General features: G+C 66.7%; 14 protein-coding genes. 4 read left to right on the top strand and 10 right to left on the bottom strand.

Features of this window, described 5'->3' with window-relative positions; translation table 11 throughout:
• Positions 1-55: 55 nt before the first annotated feature.
• The 3 genes from ubiE to ISP25_RS12275 all read right to left on the bottom strand — a co-directional run bounded on the left by ubiE (position 56) and on the right by ISP25_RS12275 (position 4,491).
• A complete protein-coding gene (gene ubiE / locus ISP25_RS12285) occupies positions 56-805 on the bottom strand; it encodes a bifunctional demethylmenaquinone methyltransferase/2-methoxy-6-polyprenyl-1,4-benzoquinol methylase UbiE (protein ID WP_192155773.1) in 750 nt (249 codons plus the stop codon).
• Positions 806-833: 28 nt separating this feature from the next.
• Positions 834-3,494 carry a glycerol-3-phosphate 1-O-acyltransferase PlsB gene (gene plsB / locus ISP25_RS12280; RefSeq protein WP_192155771.1) on the bottom strand — a complete coding sequence of 887 codons (2,661 nt, stop codon included), beginning with the start codon at positions 3,492-3,494 and terminating at the stop codon, positions 834-836.
• Positions 3,495-3,585: 91 nt separating this feature from the next.
• Positions 3,586-4,491: a hypothetical protein gene (locus tag ISP25_RS12275; RefSeq protein WP_404614222.1), complete on the bottom strand. Its 906-nt coding sequence runs from the start codon at positions 4,489-4,491 to the stop codon at positions 3,586-3,588.
• A 183-nt stretch (positions 4,492-4,674) separates the two neighbouring features.
• On the opposite strand from ISP25_RS12275, the gene ISP25_RS12270 reads away from it, so the two are divergent.
• A complete protein-coding gene (locus ISP25_RS12270; RefSeq protein WP_404614220.1) occupies positions 4,675-4,800 on the top strand; it encodes a hypothetical protein in 126 nt (41 codons plus the stop codon).
• Between the two features lie 90 nt (positions 4,801-4,890).
• Here ISP25_RS12270 and ISP25_RS12265 read toward each other — a convergent pair whose 3' ends face one another.
• A complete protein-coding gene (locus ISP25_RS12265) occupies positions 4,891-5,772 on the bottom strand; it encodes a 5'-nucleotidase, lipoprotein e(P4) family (RefSeq protein ID WP_404614218.1) in 882 nt (293 codons plus the stop codon).
• 89 nt (positions 5,773-5,861) lie between these two features.
• On the opposite strand from ISP25_RS12265, the gene ISP25_RS12260 reads away from it, so the two are divergent.
• Complete coding sequence (locus ISP25_RS12260) at positions 5,862-6,896, top strand: AI-2E family transporter (protein WP_404614216.1); 1,035 nt, start codon at positions 5,862-5,864, stop codon at positions 6,894-6,896.
• Between the two features lie 9 nt (positions 6,897-6,905).
• Here the strand turns inward: ISP25_RS12260 and ISP25_RS12255 are convergent, their stop codons facing one another.
• Positions 6,906-8,489 (bottom strand): tetratricopeptide repeat-containing sulfotransferase family protein, encoded by a 1,584-nt coding sequence (locus ISP25_RS12255; protein WP_404614214.1) that lies wholly within the window; start codon positions 8,487-8,489, stop codon positions 6,906-6,908.
• A gap of 81 nt (positions 8,490-8,570) precedes the next feature.
• On the bottom strand, positions 8,571-10,550 hold the full coding sequence (locus ISP25_RS12250; RefSeq protein ID WP_404614213.1) for a UvrD-helicase domain-containing protein: 1,980 nt from the start codon (positions 10,548-10,550) through the stop codon (positions 8,571-8,573).
• A 98-nt stretch (positions 10,551-10,648) separates the two neighbouring features.
• Between ISP25_RS12250 and ISP25_RS12245 the strand changes: the two genes are divergently transcribed.
• A complete protein-coding gene (locus ISP25_RS12245; protein ID WP_404614211.1) occupies positions 10,649-11,281 on the top strand; it encodes a thymidine kinase in 633 nt (210 codons plus the stop codon).
• 55 nt (positions 11,282-11,336) lie between these two features.
• Positions 11,337-12,113 (top strand): hypothetical protein, encoded by a 777-nt coding sequence (locus ISP25_RS12240; protein WP_192155753.1) that lies wholly within the window; start codon positions 11,337-11,339, stop codon positions 12,111-12,113.
• Between the two features lie 91 nt (positions 12,114-12,204).
• Here the strand turns inward: ISP25_RS12240 and ISP25_RS12235 are convergent, their stop codons facing one another.
• The 4 genes from ISP25_RS12235 to ISP25_RS12220 form a co-directional block, all read right to left on the bottom strand.
• Positions 12,205-12,804: a nitroreductase family protein gene (locus ISP25_RS12235; RefSeq protein WP_192155751.1), complete on the bottom strand. Its 600-nt coding sequence runs from the start codon at positions 12,802-12,804 to the stop codon at positions 12,205-12,207.
• A 158-nt stretch (positions 12,805-12,962) separates the two neighbouring features.
• Complete coding sequence (gene mutM / locus ISP25_RS12230) at positions 12,963-13,790, bottom strand: bifunctional DNA-formamidopyrimidine glycosylase/DNA-(apurinic or apyrimidinic site) lyase (RefSeq protein ID WP_404614209.1); 828 nt, start codon at positions 13,788-13,790, stop codon at positions 12,963-12,965.
• Positions 13,790-14,281 carry a hypothetical protein gene (locus ISP25_RS12225; protein WP_404614207.1) on the bottom strand — a complete coding sequence of 164 codons (492 nt, stop codon included), beginning with the start codon at positions 14,279-14,281 and terminating at the stop codon, positions 13,790-13,792. The genes mutM and ISP25_RS12225 overlap by 1 nt, the downstream gene beginning before the upstream one ends.
• Positions 14,278-15,630: a GldG family protein gene (locus ISP25_RS12220; protein WP_404614205.1), complete on the bottom strand. Its 1,353-nt coding sequence runs from the start codon at positions 15,628-15,630 to the stop codon at positions 14,278-14,280. The genes ISP25_RS12225 and ISP25_RS12220 overlap by 4 nt, the downstream gene beginning before the upstream one ends.
• Between the last annotated feature and the right edge of the window lies 1 nt (position 15,631).

The raw sequence follows: 15,631 nt of genomic DNA, 5'->3' as shown, positions 1-15,631 counted from the left end.
GTCACTTCCTTTCGCTCGACGTCGCTGCGTTGCTGCGTGGGCTACGGATCGCGGTTCAGAACTTGTACGCCCGGTGGATCGCCACGATGCCGTTGGAGAGGTTGCGCACTTCCACGCGGCCGAAGCCGGCGCGCTCCATCATGCCCTTGAGCGTCTGCTGGTCGGGATGCTTGCGGATGGATTCGGCGAGGTACTGGTAGCTGTCGGCGTCGCCGGCGAACAGCTGGCCGAGCCTGGGCAGCACCTTGAACGAGTGGAAGTCGTAGAGCTTGCCGAACAGTTCGTTCTGCACGCGCGAGAACTCCAGCACCAGCGCACGGCCACCCGGCTTGAGCACGCGGCAGATGTCGGCCAGCGCCTTGTCCTTGTCGGTGACGTTGCGCAGGCCGAAGGCCATGGTCACGGCGTCGAAGCTGTTGTCGGGGAAGGGCAGGCATTCGGCGTTCAGCTGCGCCCAGCGCAGGCCGGCGACGAGGCCGCGGTCGGTGAGGCGGTCGCGGCCCACGCCGAGCATGGCGGCGTTGATGTCGCCGACGACGACCTCGCCCTGCTCACCCACCACGGGCTTGAGCAACGCGGCGATGTCGCCGGTACCGCCGGCCAGGTCCAGCACGCGGTCGCCCTTGCGCACGCCGCTGATCGCGACGAAATGGCGCTTCCACAGGCGATGGACGCCGAACGACATCAGGTCGTTCATCAGGTCGTAGCTGCGGGCGACCGAGGTGAACACCTCGCCGACCAGCTTCTGCTTGTCGGCGACGGGCACGTCGCGGAAACCGAAATGGGTGGTGGGCTGTTCGTTCATGGCGTCGCGCAATGGTAGAGAGGGGACATCACAGCGGCAGGTCGCGCTGAGAACCTTCGGTTTCGTCTGCGTTTGGAGCGCTCTCGTCGTGGTGCGTGCGATGGCTCGCGTGTTCGGTTTCCACGTGGCGCTGGTGCAGTTCCGTGGCGGCATCGACGGGCGGCGCGGATACGGGTGCGGCCTCCTCGGCAGCAAGGTCGCGCTCGCCGCCCGGCGTGACCTTCAGGATGGAGTGGCGCATCTCGCGCGAGAGGATCACGCGGGAATCGCGCACCATCTCGTCCAGCGCGTTGTCGAAATCGAGCTTGCCGGCATCGTCCGTCCACACCACGCGGCGCTCGCGCAGCTTCTGGATGAAGCCGCGGAACAAGGCCTTGTCGAAGAACTCCGGTGCGTTGAGCTCGTTGAGCAGGGAGAGCCGCTGCGCGGTGAGCGTGCAGGTGTTCTCCAGCTCGGCGGCGGTGAGCGCGTGTGGCCCGTGCTTGGCCAGCGCGGCCAGCGCGATGTAGTAGCGTTCGAAGGCCTGGATCAGGCTGCGCGCGATGATGCGCAGCTGGTAGGCGCTGTCGTCCTGGCCCGGCGCGCGTTCCAGCAGGTTGCCGTCGCTGGTGGTTTCGAGCAATCCGCGGCGCACGAAGAAATCGATGGTGGCCCGCAACTGCGCGGCGAAGCCTTCCTCGTCCCAGGCGAGGAACAGCTCGCCCTGCAGGAACGGGTAGATGACGCGGCCCAGTCGCTGCACCGAGGCGGGCGATACGCGGCGGTTGTTGAGGAAGCAGCAGGCCACCCACGCCGCGACGGCGACCAGGTGCAGCACGTTGTTGCGGAAGTAGCTGAGCAGCACCGCCTGCTCGGCCTCCACGTCCAGCACGTCGCCCAGCGGGTGCTTGATGCGGCGGATCCAGCCCATCTGCTCGCCGTAGGCGATGATGCCGGCGGGATCCATCGGCGTGATGGTGACGCGGTCGGAGTAGGGCAGCTCCAGCAGCAGCGACTTGGTGAGTTCGAGCTGCGCGAGCAGGTCGTTCTCGGCCATCGCGTGCTTGGGCGTGGCCAGCAGGGTAAGCGCGAGCAGGTTGATCGGATTGACGTCGGCGGCGCGATTGACGTTGACCTGAATGCGCTCGGCCAGCTGGTCGACGGCGCCGCCCAGCCACTCGGGACGCGCGTCGGGGTCGGCGCTGGCGCTGCGCCAGTCCTTGCTGGCCGCGTCCAGCAGCGGGGTCAGCTCGATGGGCTCGCCGAAGTTGATCGTGACGTGGCCGTAGCGCTGCTTGAACAGGCCGCCGATGCCGCGCAACAGGGCGAACAGTGTTTCCTTCTCCTTGGGCTGGCCGCTGAGCTCGCCTGCGTAGCTTTTGCCTTCCATCAGCTTCTCGTAGCCGATGTATACCGGCTGGAACAACACAGGCCGGCGCGGCGCGCGCAGGAAGGCGCGAACCGTCATCACCAGCAAGCCGGCGCGCGGGGCCAGCAGGCGCCCGGTGCGCGAACGGCCGCCTTCGACGAAGTACTCCATCGGCACGCCGCGGTCGATCAGCTGCGCCATGTACTCGTTGAAGATCACCGAGTACATCGCGTTGCCCTTGAAGGTGCGGCGCATGAAGAAGGCGCCGCCGCGGCGCAGGATCGGCCCGATCAGCGGCAGGTTGAGGTTGACGCCGGCGGCGATGTGCGGCGGTACCACGCCGGACATGTGCAGCTGGTAGGAGAGCAGCAGGTAGTCGGCGTGGCTGCGGTGGCTGGGCACATACACCACTTCGTAGCCTGGCGCGGCGGCGCGGGCCTTGTCGAAGTGGTGCATGGCGATGCCGTCGTACAGCTTGTTCCAGAAGTTCGACAGCAGGAACGACACCGAGCGCACGACGGGGTGCGAATAGTCGGCGGCGATCTCCAGCATCATCTTCTGTGCGCGGCGCGTGGCCTTGGCCTCGCTGATTTTCTCCTTGACGGCGGTGGCGGCGATCGCCGCGCGCACCGGTTCGGCGCGCAGCACGTCGTCCACCACCGTGCGGCGATGCGAAAGATCGGGTCCGATCACCGCGGCGCGAATGCGCCGGAAATGGGTGCGCAGCACGCGCGCCAGCTTGCGTGCGAAGCGTGGCGGCGCCAGCTCCCCGGATTCGGCCAATACTTCGCGCAGGGATACCGGTTCGGCAAAATGCACCGTGGTGTCGCGGCCATTCAGCAGCACCGCCAGCAGGCGGCGGAAACGGCCCACCATCACCCAGTTTTCGGAGAACAGCACACTGAACCAACCCGACTCGCGGTTCGGTGCGCGACCTACGTAGATCGACACCGGCACGATCTGGATGTCGCGATCCGGCAGGCCCTCCAGCGAATGCACCAGCTGTCCGAGCGGTTCGTTCGGGGAGCGATGGCGCTTGCGGCCGAACAGCCAGCCGTCGCGACGCATCAGCGCGAATACCGAGCGCTTGCGGCGGGTACCGGCCAGCGGCTGCAGCGGGCTGGGCAAGCCGGCCTCGCGGCAGGCGCGGTCGAGAATCAGCGCGTCGGAAAAGCCGTCGCGCTCGATCACGTAGCACACCGGCACGCCGGCCTTGAGCAAGGTGGCAGGTTCGGCCGGGTCGCGACGCAGGCGTACCCAGGGCTGCAACAGCTGCCCGGCCAATTGGAACCACCAGGGGGCGCGGCGACGGGAAAGATCCGCGTGGGAGATGTTCTGCATCCGCTTATTCTACCGGCTGGCCCATGAAACCATGCCTGGGCGTGTGGTGGGGCGATTTTCTTCTCGCGGCAAATGCGGGAAGGCCGCGGCGTCAGTGTGCGGACACGCTGCCGGTCGTCGCCGGCTGCTGCAACTGCTCGTGTGCTTTGCGCACGTTGTCGACCAGCGATTCGCTGTACCAGCGTCCGTCCTGCTGCACCAAGGTGGTTTCGGCGGAGAGCGGCTTGCCGAGCAGGGTGTAGTCGATCTTCACCACGGCGCGGCCGTTCTGGTTGGAAACGGTGCTGAGCCGGGTCGAGGCCAGCGCGTCGTCCACCGACAGGCCGTATATCGCCAGCGCCTGCTTGAGGCCGGCATAGCCGCTGGCGTATTGCGTCATAGCGGTGTCGAAATCCATGCTGCGCAGCTGATCGGGGCTCTTGAGGTCGAGCTTGCGCGCGGTGGCCACCAGCACGCCCACGGCCTGTTTTGCCCTGGCCTGGTCGAACCACGGCGCCTGCTGTGCCCATGGGGTCAGCACGTCGACCAGGCTGTCTGCCTGCGCTTTCTGTTCGCTGTCCAGGGTCTGGTTCTGCGCCACGTTGTTCTTCAGGAAAGCGCCGCCCATGGCAACCAGCACCGGCAGCTGATCCTTGTATTGCTGCTGCATCTGGTCGAGCTTGGGCCGCACTTCGGCGTAGAGCTTGGTTTCCGCATCCGGGCCGGTGAGTTTCTGCACGGCGGCGTTGAACCGCGCCTTGTCCGTGGCGCTCACCGGCGGCCGGTTTGCGTTGTGGCGACTCCAGTCGGTGCGCAGGGTGGCGTAGTCGGCCGCCGGCAGGGCGTGCTTCCACAGGCCGTTGAAGTCGCCGGTCTTCAGCAGGTCGATCGAACCCTGCACGGCCGCTTCCGGTGTGCTGCCGCCGACCTGCGTGGCTTCGTCCTTGTTGTGGCAGGCGGCCAGCACCAGCGCGGCGAGCAGGGGCAGGAGGGTGCGACGGAGGGAACGGGAGCGCATGGGCAGGTCTCGCATGGGCGCCAGACGGGCGGCGCGGCTGGTCAGGGTAGGGGCGCGGCAAGTAGCGGACAAGAGTCGTCCGCAGGAACCTGCGGGCAACATAGGGGAAGGCAACTCCGGGCGGCCATCGTTCGGCGCTCGCGTAGGGACGGTCGCAAAGGCCAGGAACAAGTGCAGCCCTGCATGGATGCCTGTGCGTTCTTCGGGATCGGGATGATCGCAAAAGGCAAGAAAAACCCCGCGGGCGCGAGCCTCGCGGGGCAATCCGGCAAAGCCGGAAGGGAAATGGCCTTGCCTGCGGAAACTTGAGGTCAGCAGCAGGTAGGCGGGACAGATATTACTTGGGCGTTAAACTTAAGACAATACTTTTCTTATTTTTCTTAACTTATTGTTTTTGAATTAATTGTAACGAAGGGCATTCAATTTCTGCTGGCGCTGTTCCGCCGCCGGTGCGCTCCAGTCGTTGTTGAACAGCGCGGGTTCCCATGAACCGTAGGTGGGATTGGGCAGTACGAACCAGCGGGTGCCAATCCAGTCCATGTAGCCGGCAATGGCCTGCTTGCGGCCGGCCTCGGTGTTGGCGAGCACGTCCACGAAATCGCCCAGCTGGTCGCCGAACTGCATCAGCACGCGGTATTTGCGGCTCACCAGCTGGCGCCGGCAGCCTTTCTCGGTGCCCACCTGATCGCAGCCAGGCTCCACCGTGCCCAGGCCGAGGAAGGCATCCGCGCCGGAGACGGGGAAGCCCAGCTGGCGCAAGTTGGCGAGCGTGGCCGTATCCAGATCCTTGGCCCGGTTGGAAAGGTAGATCACCGCGATCCCATGTGCGGCGGCGAATTGGGTGAAGGCCAGCGCTCCGGGCATGGCGCGGGCCTGCTGCTCCTTGCACCAGGCGGCCCAGCTGGCCTCGTCGTAGGTGCCACCGTTCTTCACCAGGCGGGCCTGGTAGGGCGAGTTGTCCAGCACGGTTTCATCGATGTCCAATACCACCGCGGGCGGAAGGCCGGTGGTGGGCGCCACGCGGTCCTCCTTGGCCAACGCATCCCAGTTGGGGTCATGCAGGGCCGCCAGCAGCTGCGATTGCGCATCGCGGTAGGCCTGGATGTAGATCAGGTCATGCTCGACCGCGGTCTGCGTCCACGCCACCGCGTTGAGGTTGTCGTTGGCGGCTGCTTCGGCTGCGGGGGGCGGTGCGGGCGTGGCGGCAGGATGGGACGGCGCGCTGGCGCAGCCGGCGAGCAGGAAGGATGCGGCCAAGGCCAGCGGCAGATGGGGTCGCACAAGGTTCTCCAACGAAAAACGGCGAGTCTGCCGGGAGTTTAAGGCAGCGATCTGACAGACTGGGCTCAGTCCACCCTGCCGAAAGCCGCATGAACGATCCGAAGTTCGTCGCTCCGCGAGCCAGTTCGTCCGTCATCCAGGTTGCCAGCTACGTGCTGGCGGCGGTGATGCTGTGGCTGGTACTGCATCTGCATCTGCTTTCCGCGTTGCTGGCGGGCCTGCTGGTGTACGAACTGGTGCAGGCGGCAACGCCGTTGCTGGGGCGGCGCATCTCGGGCGATCGTGCGCGGATGGTGGTGGTGGCGGTGCTGGGGGCCGTGGTGGTGGGTCTGCTGGTGCTGTTGATCCTCGGTGCGATCAGCTTCTTCCGCAGCGAACTGGGCAACCCCGACCTGCTCTGGCAGCAGCAGTTGATGCCGCTGGTGGAAAAGGCACGTCAGCAATTGCCGGCGATGCTGGTCGACCATCTGCCTGACAGCGTGGACGATCTGCGCGACGGCCTGGCTGCACTGGCCAGCAAACACGCAACGACCCTGCAGACGGCGGGCAGGGGCGCGGCGCGCATATCCGTGCACATTTTGATCGGTCTGGTGCTGGGAGCCATTGTGGCCCTGAGCCGCACCCGCCCCGCGCATCAAGTGGGGCCACTGGCGGCGGCGCTGGGCCAGCGCTGCCAGCGTCTTGCCGGTGCGTTCCATGACATCGTATTCGCGCAGATCAAGATCTCGCTGGTCAACACCGCGCTCACCGCGGTGTTCCTGCTTGGCGTGCTGCCGGTCTTGGGCATCCACGTGCCGCTGGCCAAGACGCTGGTGGCGATCACCTTCATCGTCGGCCTGCTGCCGGTGGTCGGCAACCTGCTCTCCAATACTGCCGTCACCATCGCCGCGCTGTCGGTTTCGCTGGGCGTGGCCATCGCCGCACTGGGCTTCCTCATACTGGTCCACAAGCTGGAGTACTTCCTCAACGCACGCATCGTGGGCTCGCAAATCCATGCGGCTGCGTGGGAGTTGCTGGTGGCGATGTTGCTGCTGGAAGCGGCCTTCGGTCTGCCCGGTGTAATCGCTGCACCGGTGTATTACGCCTATCTCAAAGGTGAGTTGGAAGGGCAGCAGCTGATTTGAGAATCGAGTTCAACCTGCCGTGCCGATGCCTGCGCTGGCGAGTCGCCAGCGCAGGTCGCGCAGCTGGGGCTCGTAGTGGCGCCAATGGCCGATGGCGCGGCCGTAGATCGGTGCGCGTACCTGCCATGCATTGGGCGTGCTGACCGGCGTGGCGTTGTCCTCGGAGCGCAGGCAGGCGTCGTCCCACGGCAGTTTGCAGAACTCCAGCAGTTCGCGCGTGGTGGCTTCGGTGTTTTCCACCAGCGCCTCGTATTGCACTTCATGGATGCGGCCGGGGAACAGCTTGCGCCAATGTGCCATCAGGCGATCGAACTGGATGTAGTAGCGGCCGATGTCGTCGAGGTTGAAGGAGTAGTCGTAGAAACCCGACTCCTGGTCGAACAAGTGGCGAAAGTTGCCGATGCAGGTGTCCAGCGGGTCACGGCGCAGACAGACGATCTTCGCATTCGGCAGCGCGCGGGCGATGAAGCCGGCGTAGAGGAAGTTGTGCGGCATCTTGTCGATGAAGCGCGGCGTTTCGCCGCTTACCGGCCGCGTGCTGGCGAGGTAGGCCGCACCGAGCTGGCGCCAGTCGATGTGGCGGGTGCGCGCGGCGATGTCCGCCTCGCTCAGCAAGGCGGTGGGACAGCCGGAGGCGCGCTGCAGCAGGGTGGGGAAGTTCTGCAGTTCGCCGGCGGAACGCACCTCGGGGTGGCTGGAAAGCACGCGATCCAGCAAGGTTGTGCCGGTGCGCGGCATGCCGATGATGAAGATCGGTTCGTTCGTGGGATCGCCCGCCATCGTGGGTTCGGCGTCGGCGGAGGGGAACGCGCGATGCAGCGCCTCGAACATCGCCTCGTCGCGTGTGAACGCATAGGGCCGTATGCGTCGGCCGGCGGCCTTGCCGCGCGAGTAGTGCTCGAATGCGGGCGGGTAGTCGCCGAGGTCGTCATACTCCTTGCCCAGTGCGACGTTGAGCAGCAGGTCCGCGCCTGGATCGTGGCCGTGGCGCTGCAGCAGTTCGTGCAGGCGTTCGACGTGGTTGTGTTCCGTGGTCTGCTTCCGCAGCTGGGCAAGCAACAGGTGCGCGTACCAATGGCGCGGTTCGAGCCGCACGCAGGTTTCCAGTTCCTGCTCGGCGCCTTCGGCGTCGCCGAGCGAGTTCAGCGCGTAGGCGAGGTTGAGATGGTGGATCGCCTGCTCGGGCGCCAATGCCACGGCGCGACGGAACGCGTTGGCCGATTGCACGTGCGCATTGGCCTGTTTGTACACGGTGCCCAGCGTGCCCAGAGTCTGCACATCGTTGGGCGACAAGGTCATCGCGCGATCTGCGACCAGCCGTGCTTCGCGGAACCGGCGCGTCAGTGACAGTGCACAGGCGTATTGCGCAACGTATTCGACGCGGCGCGGCTCCAGGTGGGTGGCTTTCAGCAGGTGCTCGAGCGCCCTCGGCATCTGATGCATGCACATGCAGGCCACGCCGGCCATGAAATGCACGCTCGCATCGTTCTGCGTAACGGCAAGCAATTGGGTGACGCGCTGCTGCACGCGCGGCCAGTCGTTCTGGTTGAAGGCGGCGACGAGCTTGCTGTAAGCCCGGGTCGAATCGATCACGGCAATCCCCTTGGCGCCGGCGGAAATAAGAAGGCAACCGGTCGCTTCCGACACAATGAAAGGGCTGCGCCCGCGCGTCAACTAGGTGCCGGCGAGCATGGCCTTGATCCGCGCCATGTGCGATTCGGCGGTTTCGCGCACGGCCTCCTTGTCCGCCTCCGGGTCCTTGCCCTGCCAGTGCAGGTCGGCTTGCGGCAGTTCGTGCAGGAAGCGGCTGGGCTGGTTGCTGTGCACCTCGCCGTAGCGCTTGGTCTTGGCCGACCACGACAGCGTCAGCAGTTCCTTGGCGCGGGTGATGCCCACGTACATCAGGCGGCGTTCCTCGTCGATGCGGCCCTCGTCGATGGCGCCGTCGTGCGGCAGCGTGCCGTCCTCGCAACCGACGACGAAGACGAAGCGGAACTCAAGGCCCTTGGCGGCATGCAGCGTCATCATGCGCACCGCGTTGCCTGGGTCGTCGCGGTCGGCGTGGCTGAGCAGGGCGAGCTGGGCGGCGAGGTCGCCGGCGCTGTCGCCCTTCTGCATGGCGCGGAACCAGTCGGTGAGTTCGCGCAGGTTGCCGAGCTTGCGCTCGCGCACGCTGGCGTCCGGCGTGCTGGCGGCAAGCTGTGCCGCATAGCCGGTGCGCTTGAGGATGCGTTCGACCAAATCCGCCGCGCTCTCGTGCAGGGAAGCGCTGCGCAGTTCGTCCAGCAATTCGGAGAACGCGGCCAGCGCAGCGGCCGGGCGCGGCGTGAGCTGGCGCAGCACGCCGTCGCTGCGGGTGGCCTCCAGCAGCGAGCAATGCCTTGACTGCGCAAGCTGGCCGAGCTTTTCCAGGGTGGTGGAACCGATCTCGCGCTTCGGCACGTTCACCACGCGCAGGAAGGCGGCGTCGTCGGTGGGGTTGGCGAGCAAGCGCAGGTAGCAGAGCAGGTCTTTCACCTCGGCACGGTCGAGGAAGGAAAGCGCACCGGTAAGGTGGTAGGGCACGCGCGCCAGCCGCAGCGCCTTTTCCAGCGGCCGTGCCTGGAAGTTGCCTCGGTAGAGAATGGCCATGTCGTGCCAGCGCGCCTTGTGTTTCTCCGCCAGCGTAGCGGCGAGCGCTGCCACCTTCTCGGCCTCGTGCTCCGCCTCCTTGCACTCCAGCACGCGGATCGGCGCACCTTCCGGATGCTCGCTCCACAGCTTCTTCTCGTGGCTGTGCGGGTTGTTGGCGATCAGGGCGTTCGCCGCGCGCAGGATGCGCTTGCCGCAACGGTAGTTCTGCTCCAGCTTGATCACGCGCAGATTGGGCCAGTCGCGGCCGAGCTGGTCGATGTTCTCGGGGTTGGCGCCGCGCCAGGCGTAGATGCTCTGGTCGTCGTCGCCCACGCAGGTGATGCCGCCACGCTCGCCGGTCAGTGCCTTCAGTAGGCGGTACTGCGCGTCGTTGGTGTCCTGGTACTCGTCCACCAGCAGATAGCGCAGTCGTTCGCGCCAGGCAGCGCGGCATTCGTCGTCGCTTTCCAGGATGCGCAGCGGCAGGCGGATCAGGTCGTCGAAATCCACCGCGTTGAAGGCGGCGAGGCGCGCCTGGTAAAGCTCATAAATGGTCGCCGCCTCCAGCTCGCGCGGACTGCGCGCGGAGGCCAATGCTTCCTCGGGAGAGAGCCCGGCGTTCTTGGCGCGGCTCAGCAGGTTGCGCAGGTTGAACAGCACGTCGGGCTTCGCGCCCTTGGGCGCGAGTTCCTTGACGATGCCTTCGCTGTCGTCGGCATCCAGCACGGAGAAGCCGCGGCGCAGGCCGGCGCGCGCGTGCTCGATCTGCAGGAACTTCAGCCCCAGCGCATGGAAGGTGCAGACGGTAAGTGCGGCGGCGTCCTCGGTGGACACCAGCTTACCCACGCGCTCGCGCATCTCGCGGGCGGCCTTGTTGGTGAAGGTGATCGCGGCGATCTTCGAGGCCGCCAACTTTCGCCGGCCGATCAGGTGGGCGATCTTCTGCGTGATGACGCTGGTCTTGCCCGAGCCCGCGCCGGCCAGCACCAGCAGCGGCGTGTCGCAGTGTTCGACGGCGGCCTGTTGTTGCGGGTTGAGCATGGAGCGGGACGAGGCGTGAGGCGGCGGCCGATGGTAGCAGAGCGGCCGGATACCGGCCGGCGAGTTACCATGCACGACCCGGCATCTGGCGCAACGACATGGCCAAGCTCTACTTCTATTACTCGGCAATGAACGCCGGCAAGACCACCACGCTGCTGCAGAGCGCGTACAACTACCACGAGCGCGGCATGCGCACGCTCATCCTCACGCCGTCGCTGGACAACCGTTACGGCGAAGGTGTGGTGGCGTCGCGCATCGGCCTGAAGGCGAATGCACGACGCTTCGGCAGCGACGAGAACCTGCTCGCGCTGGTCGAGGCCGATATCGCTGCGCACGGCACGCTGAACTGCGTGTTCGTGGACGAGGCGCAGTTCCTCGCCAAGCAGCAGGTATGGCAACTCACCGACGTGGTGGACAGGCTGCGCGTACCGGTACTGGCCTATGGCCTGCGCACCGACTTCCGCGGAGAGCTGTTCGAGGGCAGTGGTTATCTGCTCGCCTGGGCCGATGAGCTGCAGGAGATCAAGACCATCTGCCACAGCGGCAGCAAGGCCACCATGGTGGTGCGCGTGGACGGGCAGGGTCGTGCGGTCACCGCAGGGCCGCAGGTTGAGATTGGCGGCAACGACCGCTATGTCTCGGTGAGCCGCGCCGAATTCAAGAAGATCACCGAGGGCCGCGGCCGTATCGAGTTGCAGCAGAGCGTGCTCCCCCTGGGTGGCCACGACTGATAGGGAAAGCCGCAGGCTGCGGATTTTTCGAAACGAACCTCACGCAGGAAAACCCATGAGCGAAACCGCCCAGACCCCCGAGTGGCCGCGACCGTACTGGCAGCCCGGCGCCGATGAGGACGTGCTGCTGCAGTTCTTCGTGTTCGGCAAGTTCGATCCGCAGGAGCTGGTCATCCCTGCGCGCCGCTACGGTAGCCCCGGTCTGCCTGGCGGCGTGGACCTCCGGCGCTTCCAGAACCTGGAACTGCGCAAGTGGGAGGGCTACCCGCTGTCCGGCACGCTGGGCGAGATCCTGCGCGAAGAGGCGCCCGATGCATACGAGCAGGCGCGCATCGCGCCCGAAGTGCTGGTGGTGCGCGGCCAGCTGAAGGACAGTCCCAGCCTCGATTACCTGCGCGATACGCTGGGCGTGCTCGCCGCCTTGCTGGATATCGGCGGCCGCGTGATCCTCGACCCGCAGATCATGGGCCTGTTCGATGCCGCGGCGTGGCGCGAACGTTACCTGGTGCCGGGCGGCGCGCCACCGCGCAACCACGTGCTGATCCTGCGCAGCGACGAGCCGGGCAGCGATCGCTCCTGGGTGCACACGCGTGGCATGCGCAAGTTCGGCCGTCCCGACCTCAGCTTCCGCCAGATACCTGCGCACGAACTGGATCGTGCTGGCGTACTGTGCGAGAAGCTGGTGGAGATGCAGGCACTGGGCACCCGTTTCGCCGCGGGCCAGGCGCTGGAAGTGGAAGGCATGCAGCAGGCGTTGGTCGCGCGTCCGGGTGGCAGCCTCGACGATCCGGAGTTCAACAACCTGCACGTGGAGTTCCGCTGGCCGTTCTGAGCAGCCTTGCAGCCATCTTGCCCGTCATTCCGGCCTGCGCCGGAATGACGGTTTTGATTGTCCCGCCCGGCAACGGCGGGGAGAAAAGCGATCAGCCGGCGACGATGAAGCGCTGGCTGTCGTCCATGAAGGGCTTCTCGCCGAAGCCGCCTTCGTGCGAGCCGAACGGCATCTGCGCACGCAGCTTCCACGAGGCTGGCACGTCCCATGTCGCACGGGCGGCATCGTCCACCAGCGGGTTGTAGTGCTGCAGGCTGGCGCCGATGCCGGCGTCGGTCAGCGCCAACCACACCGCGAATTGCGCCATGCCGCCCGACTGCTCGGACCACACCGGGAAATTGTCCGCATACAGTGCGAACTTCTCCTGCAAGCTCTTGACCACGTCCTGATCTTCGTAGAACAGCACGGTGCCCGCGCCGGCAGCGAAGCTGTCCAGCTTGGCGGCGGTCTGCGCGAAGGCCTCGGACGGCACGATCTTGGCGAGGGCTTCCTTGGCCAGCGCCCAGAACTTCACGCTCTGTTCGCCGAACAGGATCACGGCGCGCGAACTCTGCGAGTTGAACGAGGACGGCGTGTGCTTGATGGCCTCCTGGATGAGGCGATTCAGCGCGTCCTTGTCCACATTCACATTGCGGCCCAGCGCGTACTGGGTGCGGCGCTTCTTGAGGTGTTCGATCACGGCGTTGCTCATGACGTTGCTCCGTAAAAAGAAAAGCCGAACCCGCGGAACGCTGGAGCGTTCCGGTCGTATGCACGTGTTCGGGATGGCGCTTATCTTGAGCGCGCTGCGCGGCGGCGGGTAGCCGGCAATCCGTGGTTACACCGTTTCCTTTGGGAAACGCTGGGCGATCAGCGCTGGCAGCGCGGGCACCAGAACGTGGAACGTTGGCCCAGCACCGTCTGCCGTATGGCCGTGCCGCAGACCTTGCACAGCTCGCCCTCGCGGCCATAGACCATCAGCTCGCGGAAGAAATACCCCGGTGCGCCGTCGGGAGCGAGAAAGTCGCGCAGCGTGGTACCGCCGCGCTCGATGGCGTGGGCGAGGATGCGCTTCACTTCGGCGGCGAGCCGCGCGTAGCGGGCGCGCGACACGCTGCCGGCTTCGCGGCGCGGGTCGATGCCTGCGGCGAACAGCGCCTCGCTGGCGTAGATGTTGCCCACGCCCACTACCACCGCGTTGTCCATCAGGAACAGCTTCACCGCCGCCCTGCGGTTGCGCGAGAGGTGCCAGAGCAGGTCGCCGTCGAAGGCGTCGGTGAGCGGCTCGGGGCCGAGCTTCGCGAGCAGCTCATGCGTGCTGCCGGGCGCTTGCCACAGCAAGCAGCCGAAACGGCGCGGATCGGTAAAGCGCAGCACGCGCGGGCCGGTGTGCGCGCCGCGATCCAGCGCGATGTCCACATGGTCGTGCGGTCCGAGTGGCGCATCCGGCGGCAGCACGCGCAGCATGCCACTCATGCCGAGATGCAGCAGCGCGCTGCCCACCTGCGTGTGCAGCAGCAGGTATTTTGCACGCCGTTCGACGGACTCGATGCGCTGGCCGGGCAGCAGCTCGGAAACCTCGGGTGGAATCGGCCAGCGCAGGTCGGGGCGGCGCAGCGTCACCGAAGTGACGCGCCGGCCGACCACGTGCGGTGCTATCCCGCGACGGGTGGTTTCGACTTCGGGCAATTCGGGCATCAGTGCAACCCGAGGTCTTGTTGTTTCTGCTGTGGCGCCTGCGGCATGAAGCGCAGCGATACCAGCGCCACGCGCCCACCCACCTGCACGTAACACTGCGGTCCGGTGGCGGACACCGCGCCGAAGGCGAGGCGCTGGCCGTCCAGCGTGAGCACGGCCTTGGGCGGGGAAAGGCCGATTCTCGAGGCATCGAATTCGCCGGCGGCACGCCATTCCAGCACAGGCGCGGCAGCGGCTTCGGTGAGCGTTTCGAGATAGCGGTCGTCTGCGCGCTGGCCATCGCCGCGCCACCAGTGGCCGTCGCGTTTCGTGTAACGGGCCGGGGCTCCATCGCCGAGTTGCAGCGTCGCTTGCGTGATCGCCGCCGGATCGAGCGTGAGCAGCTTGCCCGGCGCCTTGCGTGCATCGCTTTGCCATTGCCACAGCGCCAGCGCGACCAGCGCGGTAGCGCCGATCAACATCAACAGGCGCGAGCGCACGGCCCGCTTCATGCGCGGCGGCGGCGCCACGCGATCAGGCCGCCGGCGATGAGCAGCAGCAGCGGCAGCACCACCATGAAGCCAAGGCTGGCGGCATCGAGTTCACTCTGGCCGATGCGCAGCACGCGGTCGGGCACGCCTTCGCGCGGCACGTCGATGAGCGCATCGTCGCCCAGCAGCCAGTTGAAGATGCGCTCGCCCAGCGCGCGGTTGCCGCCCTGGCCGAGGTAAGCGTTGGAAAGGAAATCGCCGTCGCCGACCACCACCGCGCGCTGCTCGCGCTTGTCCGGACTGGGCGAGAGACGTGCCAGCGTGAAACCGAAGTCCAGCGGCCCCTTGAGTTCGCCGGCTGCGGCGTCGTAACGGATGGCCGTGGGGTGCGCGTTGTCGATGGGGTGGAACTCCGTCCAGCTCTGCGCGCTGGAGCGCAGCATGGGCGTTGCCGTCCAGCCACCCGTGCCGGTGCGCGCCAGCGCCGCGACCTGCGGGAAGCGCGTGGCGAGTTGGAAGCCGAGCGTGACCGGGTTGGCCGGATATTGCGCCATGGCCAGCAGACGCGGATCGGCCAGACCCAGCGCGGCGCCGCTGCCGTCCACCAGTACGCCTGGCAGCACCTGCACGCCAAGCGCATCGGCCAGCGGCTTCAGGCCGAGGTCATCGTTCGCGGGATCGCGCAGCCACAGCAGGTTGCCGCCATCCTGCACGTAGTTCACCAGCGCCTTCGCCGCACCAGTGGGCAAGTCGGAAGTGGGGCTGGCCAGCACCACGAGGTCGGTGCCCTGCGGCACGGCGACGGCTTGCGCGAAACTCAGTGGCACGGCACGCAGGCCGCTCTGCGCGAGCTGGTCCATCAGTGCAGCCATGTCCGCGTCGCCCTGGCCGGAAGGCAGGCGTTCGCCGTCGCCGGTGACGAAGGCCACGATGCGGTCGTTGCCGCGGATCAGGCGCTCCAGCGCGTTCGTCACGTCGCTTTCGGAAAGTTCCGTCAATCGCTGCTCATGGCCGTGATAGTGCAGGATCAGCTCGCCATCTACGGCGATGCCCAGCTCGCGCATCCTGGCTGGATCCTGCTGCGGGTCGACGAAGCGCAGCGCGAGGTCGGGCTTGGCCTGCTGGTAGCGCTGCAGGAAGGCGGCGACCTGTGCGCGCAGGTCGCCCTGCGGGCTGGCGTAACTGACGATCTCGACCGGCCCGGCCAGCTTCGCCAGCACCGCGCGGCTCTGCGGCGACAGGCTCAGGCGGCCGTTGGCCGTCCAGTCGGAAACATGCGCATAGCGCGCGCTGAAAAAGCCGAGCGCACCCGCACCGGCCAGCAACAGCAGGGCGAACAACCAGCCGTCCAGGCGTCTGGAAAGTTTCATG

It is taken from the genome of Rhodanobacter hydrolyticus (genome assembly GCF_044904645.1).
The sequence above is the reverse complement of the archived record's forward strand: the minus strand, read 5'-3'. Positions and strand labels throughout refer to the sequence as shown.

Excerpts from the sequence above, each read along its gene's own strand:
- ubiE (WP_192155773.1), bottom strand. The coding sequence starts at position 805 with ATGAACGAACAGCCCACCACCCATTTCGGTTTCCGCGACGTGCCCGTC.
- ISP25_RS12235 (WP_192155751.1), bottom strand. The coding sequence starts at position 12,804 with ATGAGCAACGCCGTGATCGAACACCTCAAGAAGCGCCGCACCCAGTAC.
- ISP25_RS12225 (WP_404614207.1), bottom strand. The coding sequence starts at position 14,281 with ATGAAGCGGGCCGTGCGCTCGCGCCTGTTGATGTTGATCGGCGCTACC.
- mutM (WP_404614209.1), bottom strand. The coding sequence starts at position 13,790 with ATGCCCGAATTGCCCGAAGTCGAAACCACCCGTCGCGGGATAGCACCG.
- plsB (WP_192155771.1), bottom strand. The coding sequence starts at position 3,494 with ATGCAGAACATCTCCCACGCGGATCTTTCCCGTCGCCGCGCCCCCTGG.
- ISP25_RS12245 (WP_404614211.1), top strand. The coding sequence starts at position 10,649 with ATGGCCAAGCTCTACTTCTATTACTCGGCAATGAACGCCGGCAAGACC.
- ISP25_RS12275 (WP_404614222.1), bottom strand. The coding sequence starts at position 4,491 with ATGCGCTCCCGTTCCCTCCGTCGCACCCTCCTGCCCCTGCTCGCCGCG.
- ISP25_RS12250 (WP_404614213.1), bottom strand. The coding sequence starts at position 10,550 with ATGCTCAACCCGCAACAACAGGCCGCCGTCGAACACTGCGACACGCCG.
- ISP25_RS12240 (WP_192155753.1), top strand. The coding sequence starts at position 11,337 with ATGAGCGAAACCGCCCAGACCCCCGAGTGGCCGCGACCGTACTGGCAG.
- ISP25_RS12260 (WP_404614216.1), top strand. The coding sequence starts at position 5,862 with ATGAACGATCCGAAGTTCGTCGCTCCGCGAGCCAGTTCGTCCGTCATC.
- ISP25_RS12270 (WP_404614220.1), top strand. The coding sequence starts at position 4,675 with ATGGATGCCTGTGCGTTCTTCGGGATCGGGATGATCGCAAAAGGCAAG.
- ISP25_RS12220 (WP_404614205.1), bottom strand. The coding sequence starts at position 15,630 with ATGAAACTTTCCAGACGCCTGGACGGCTGGTTGTTCGCCCTGCTGTTG.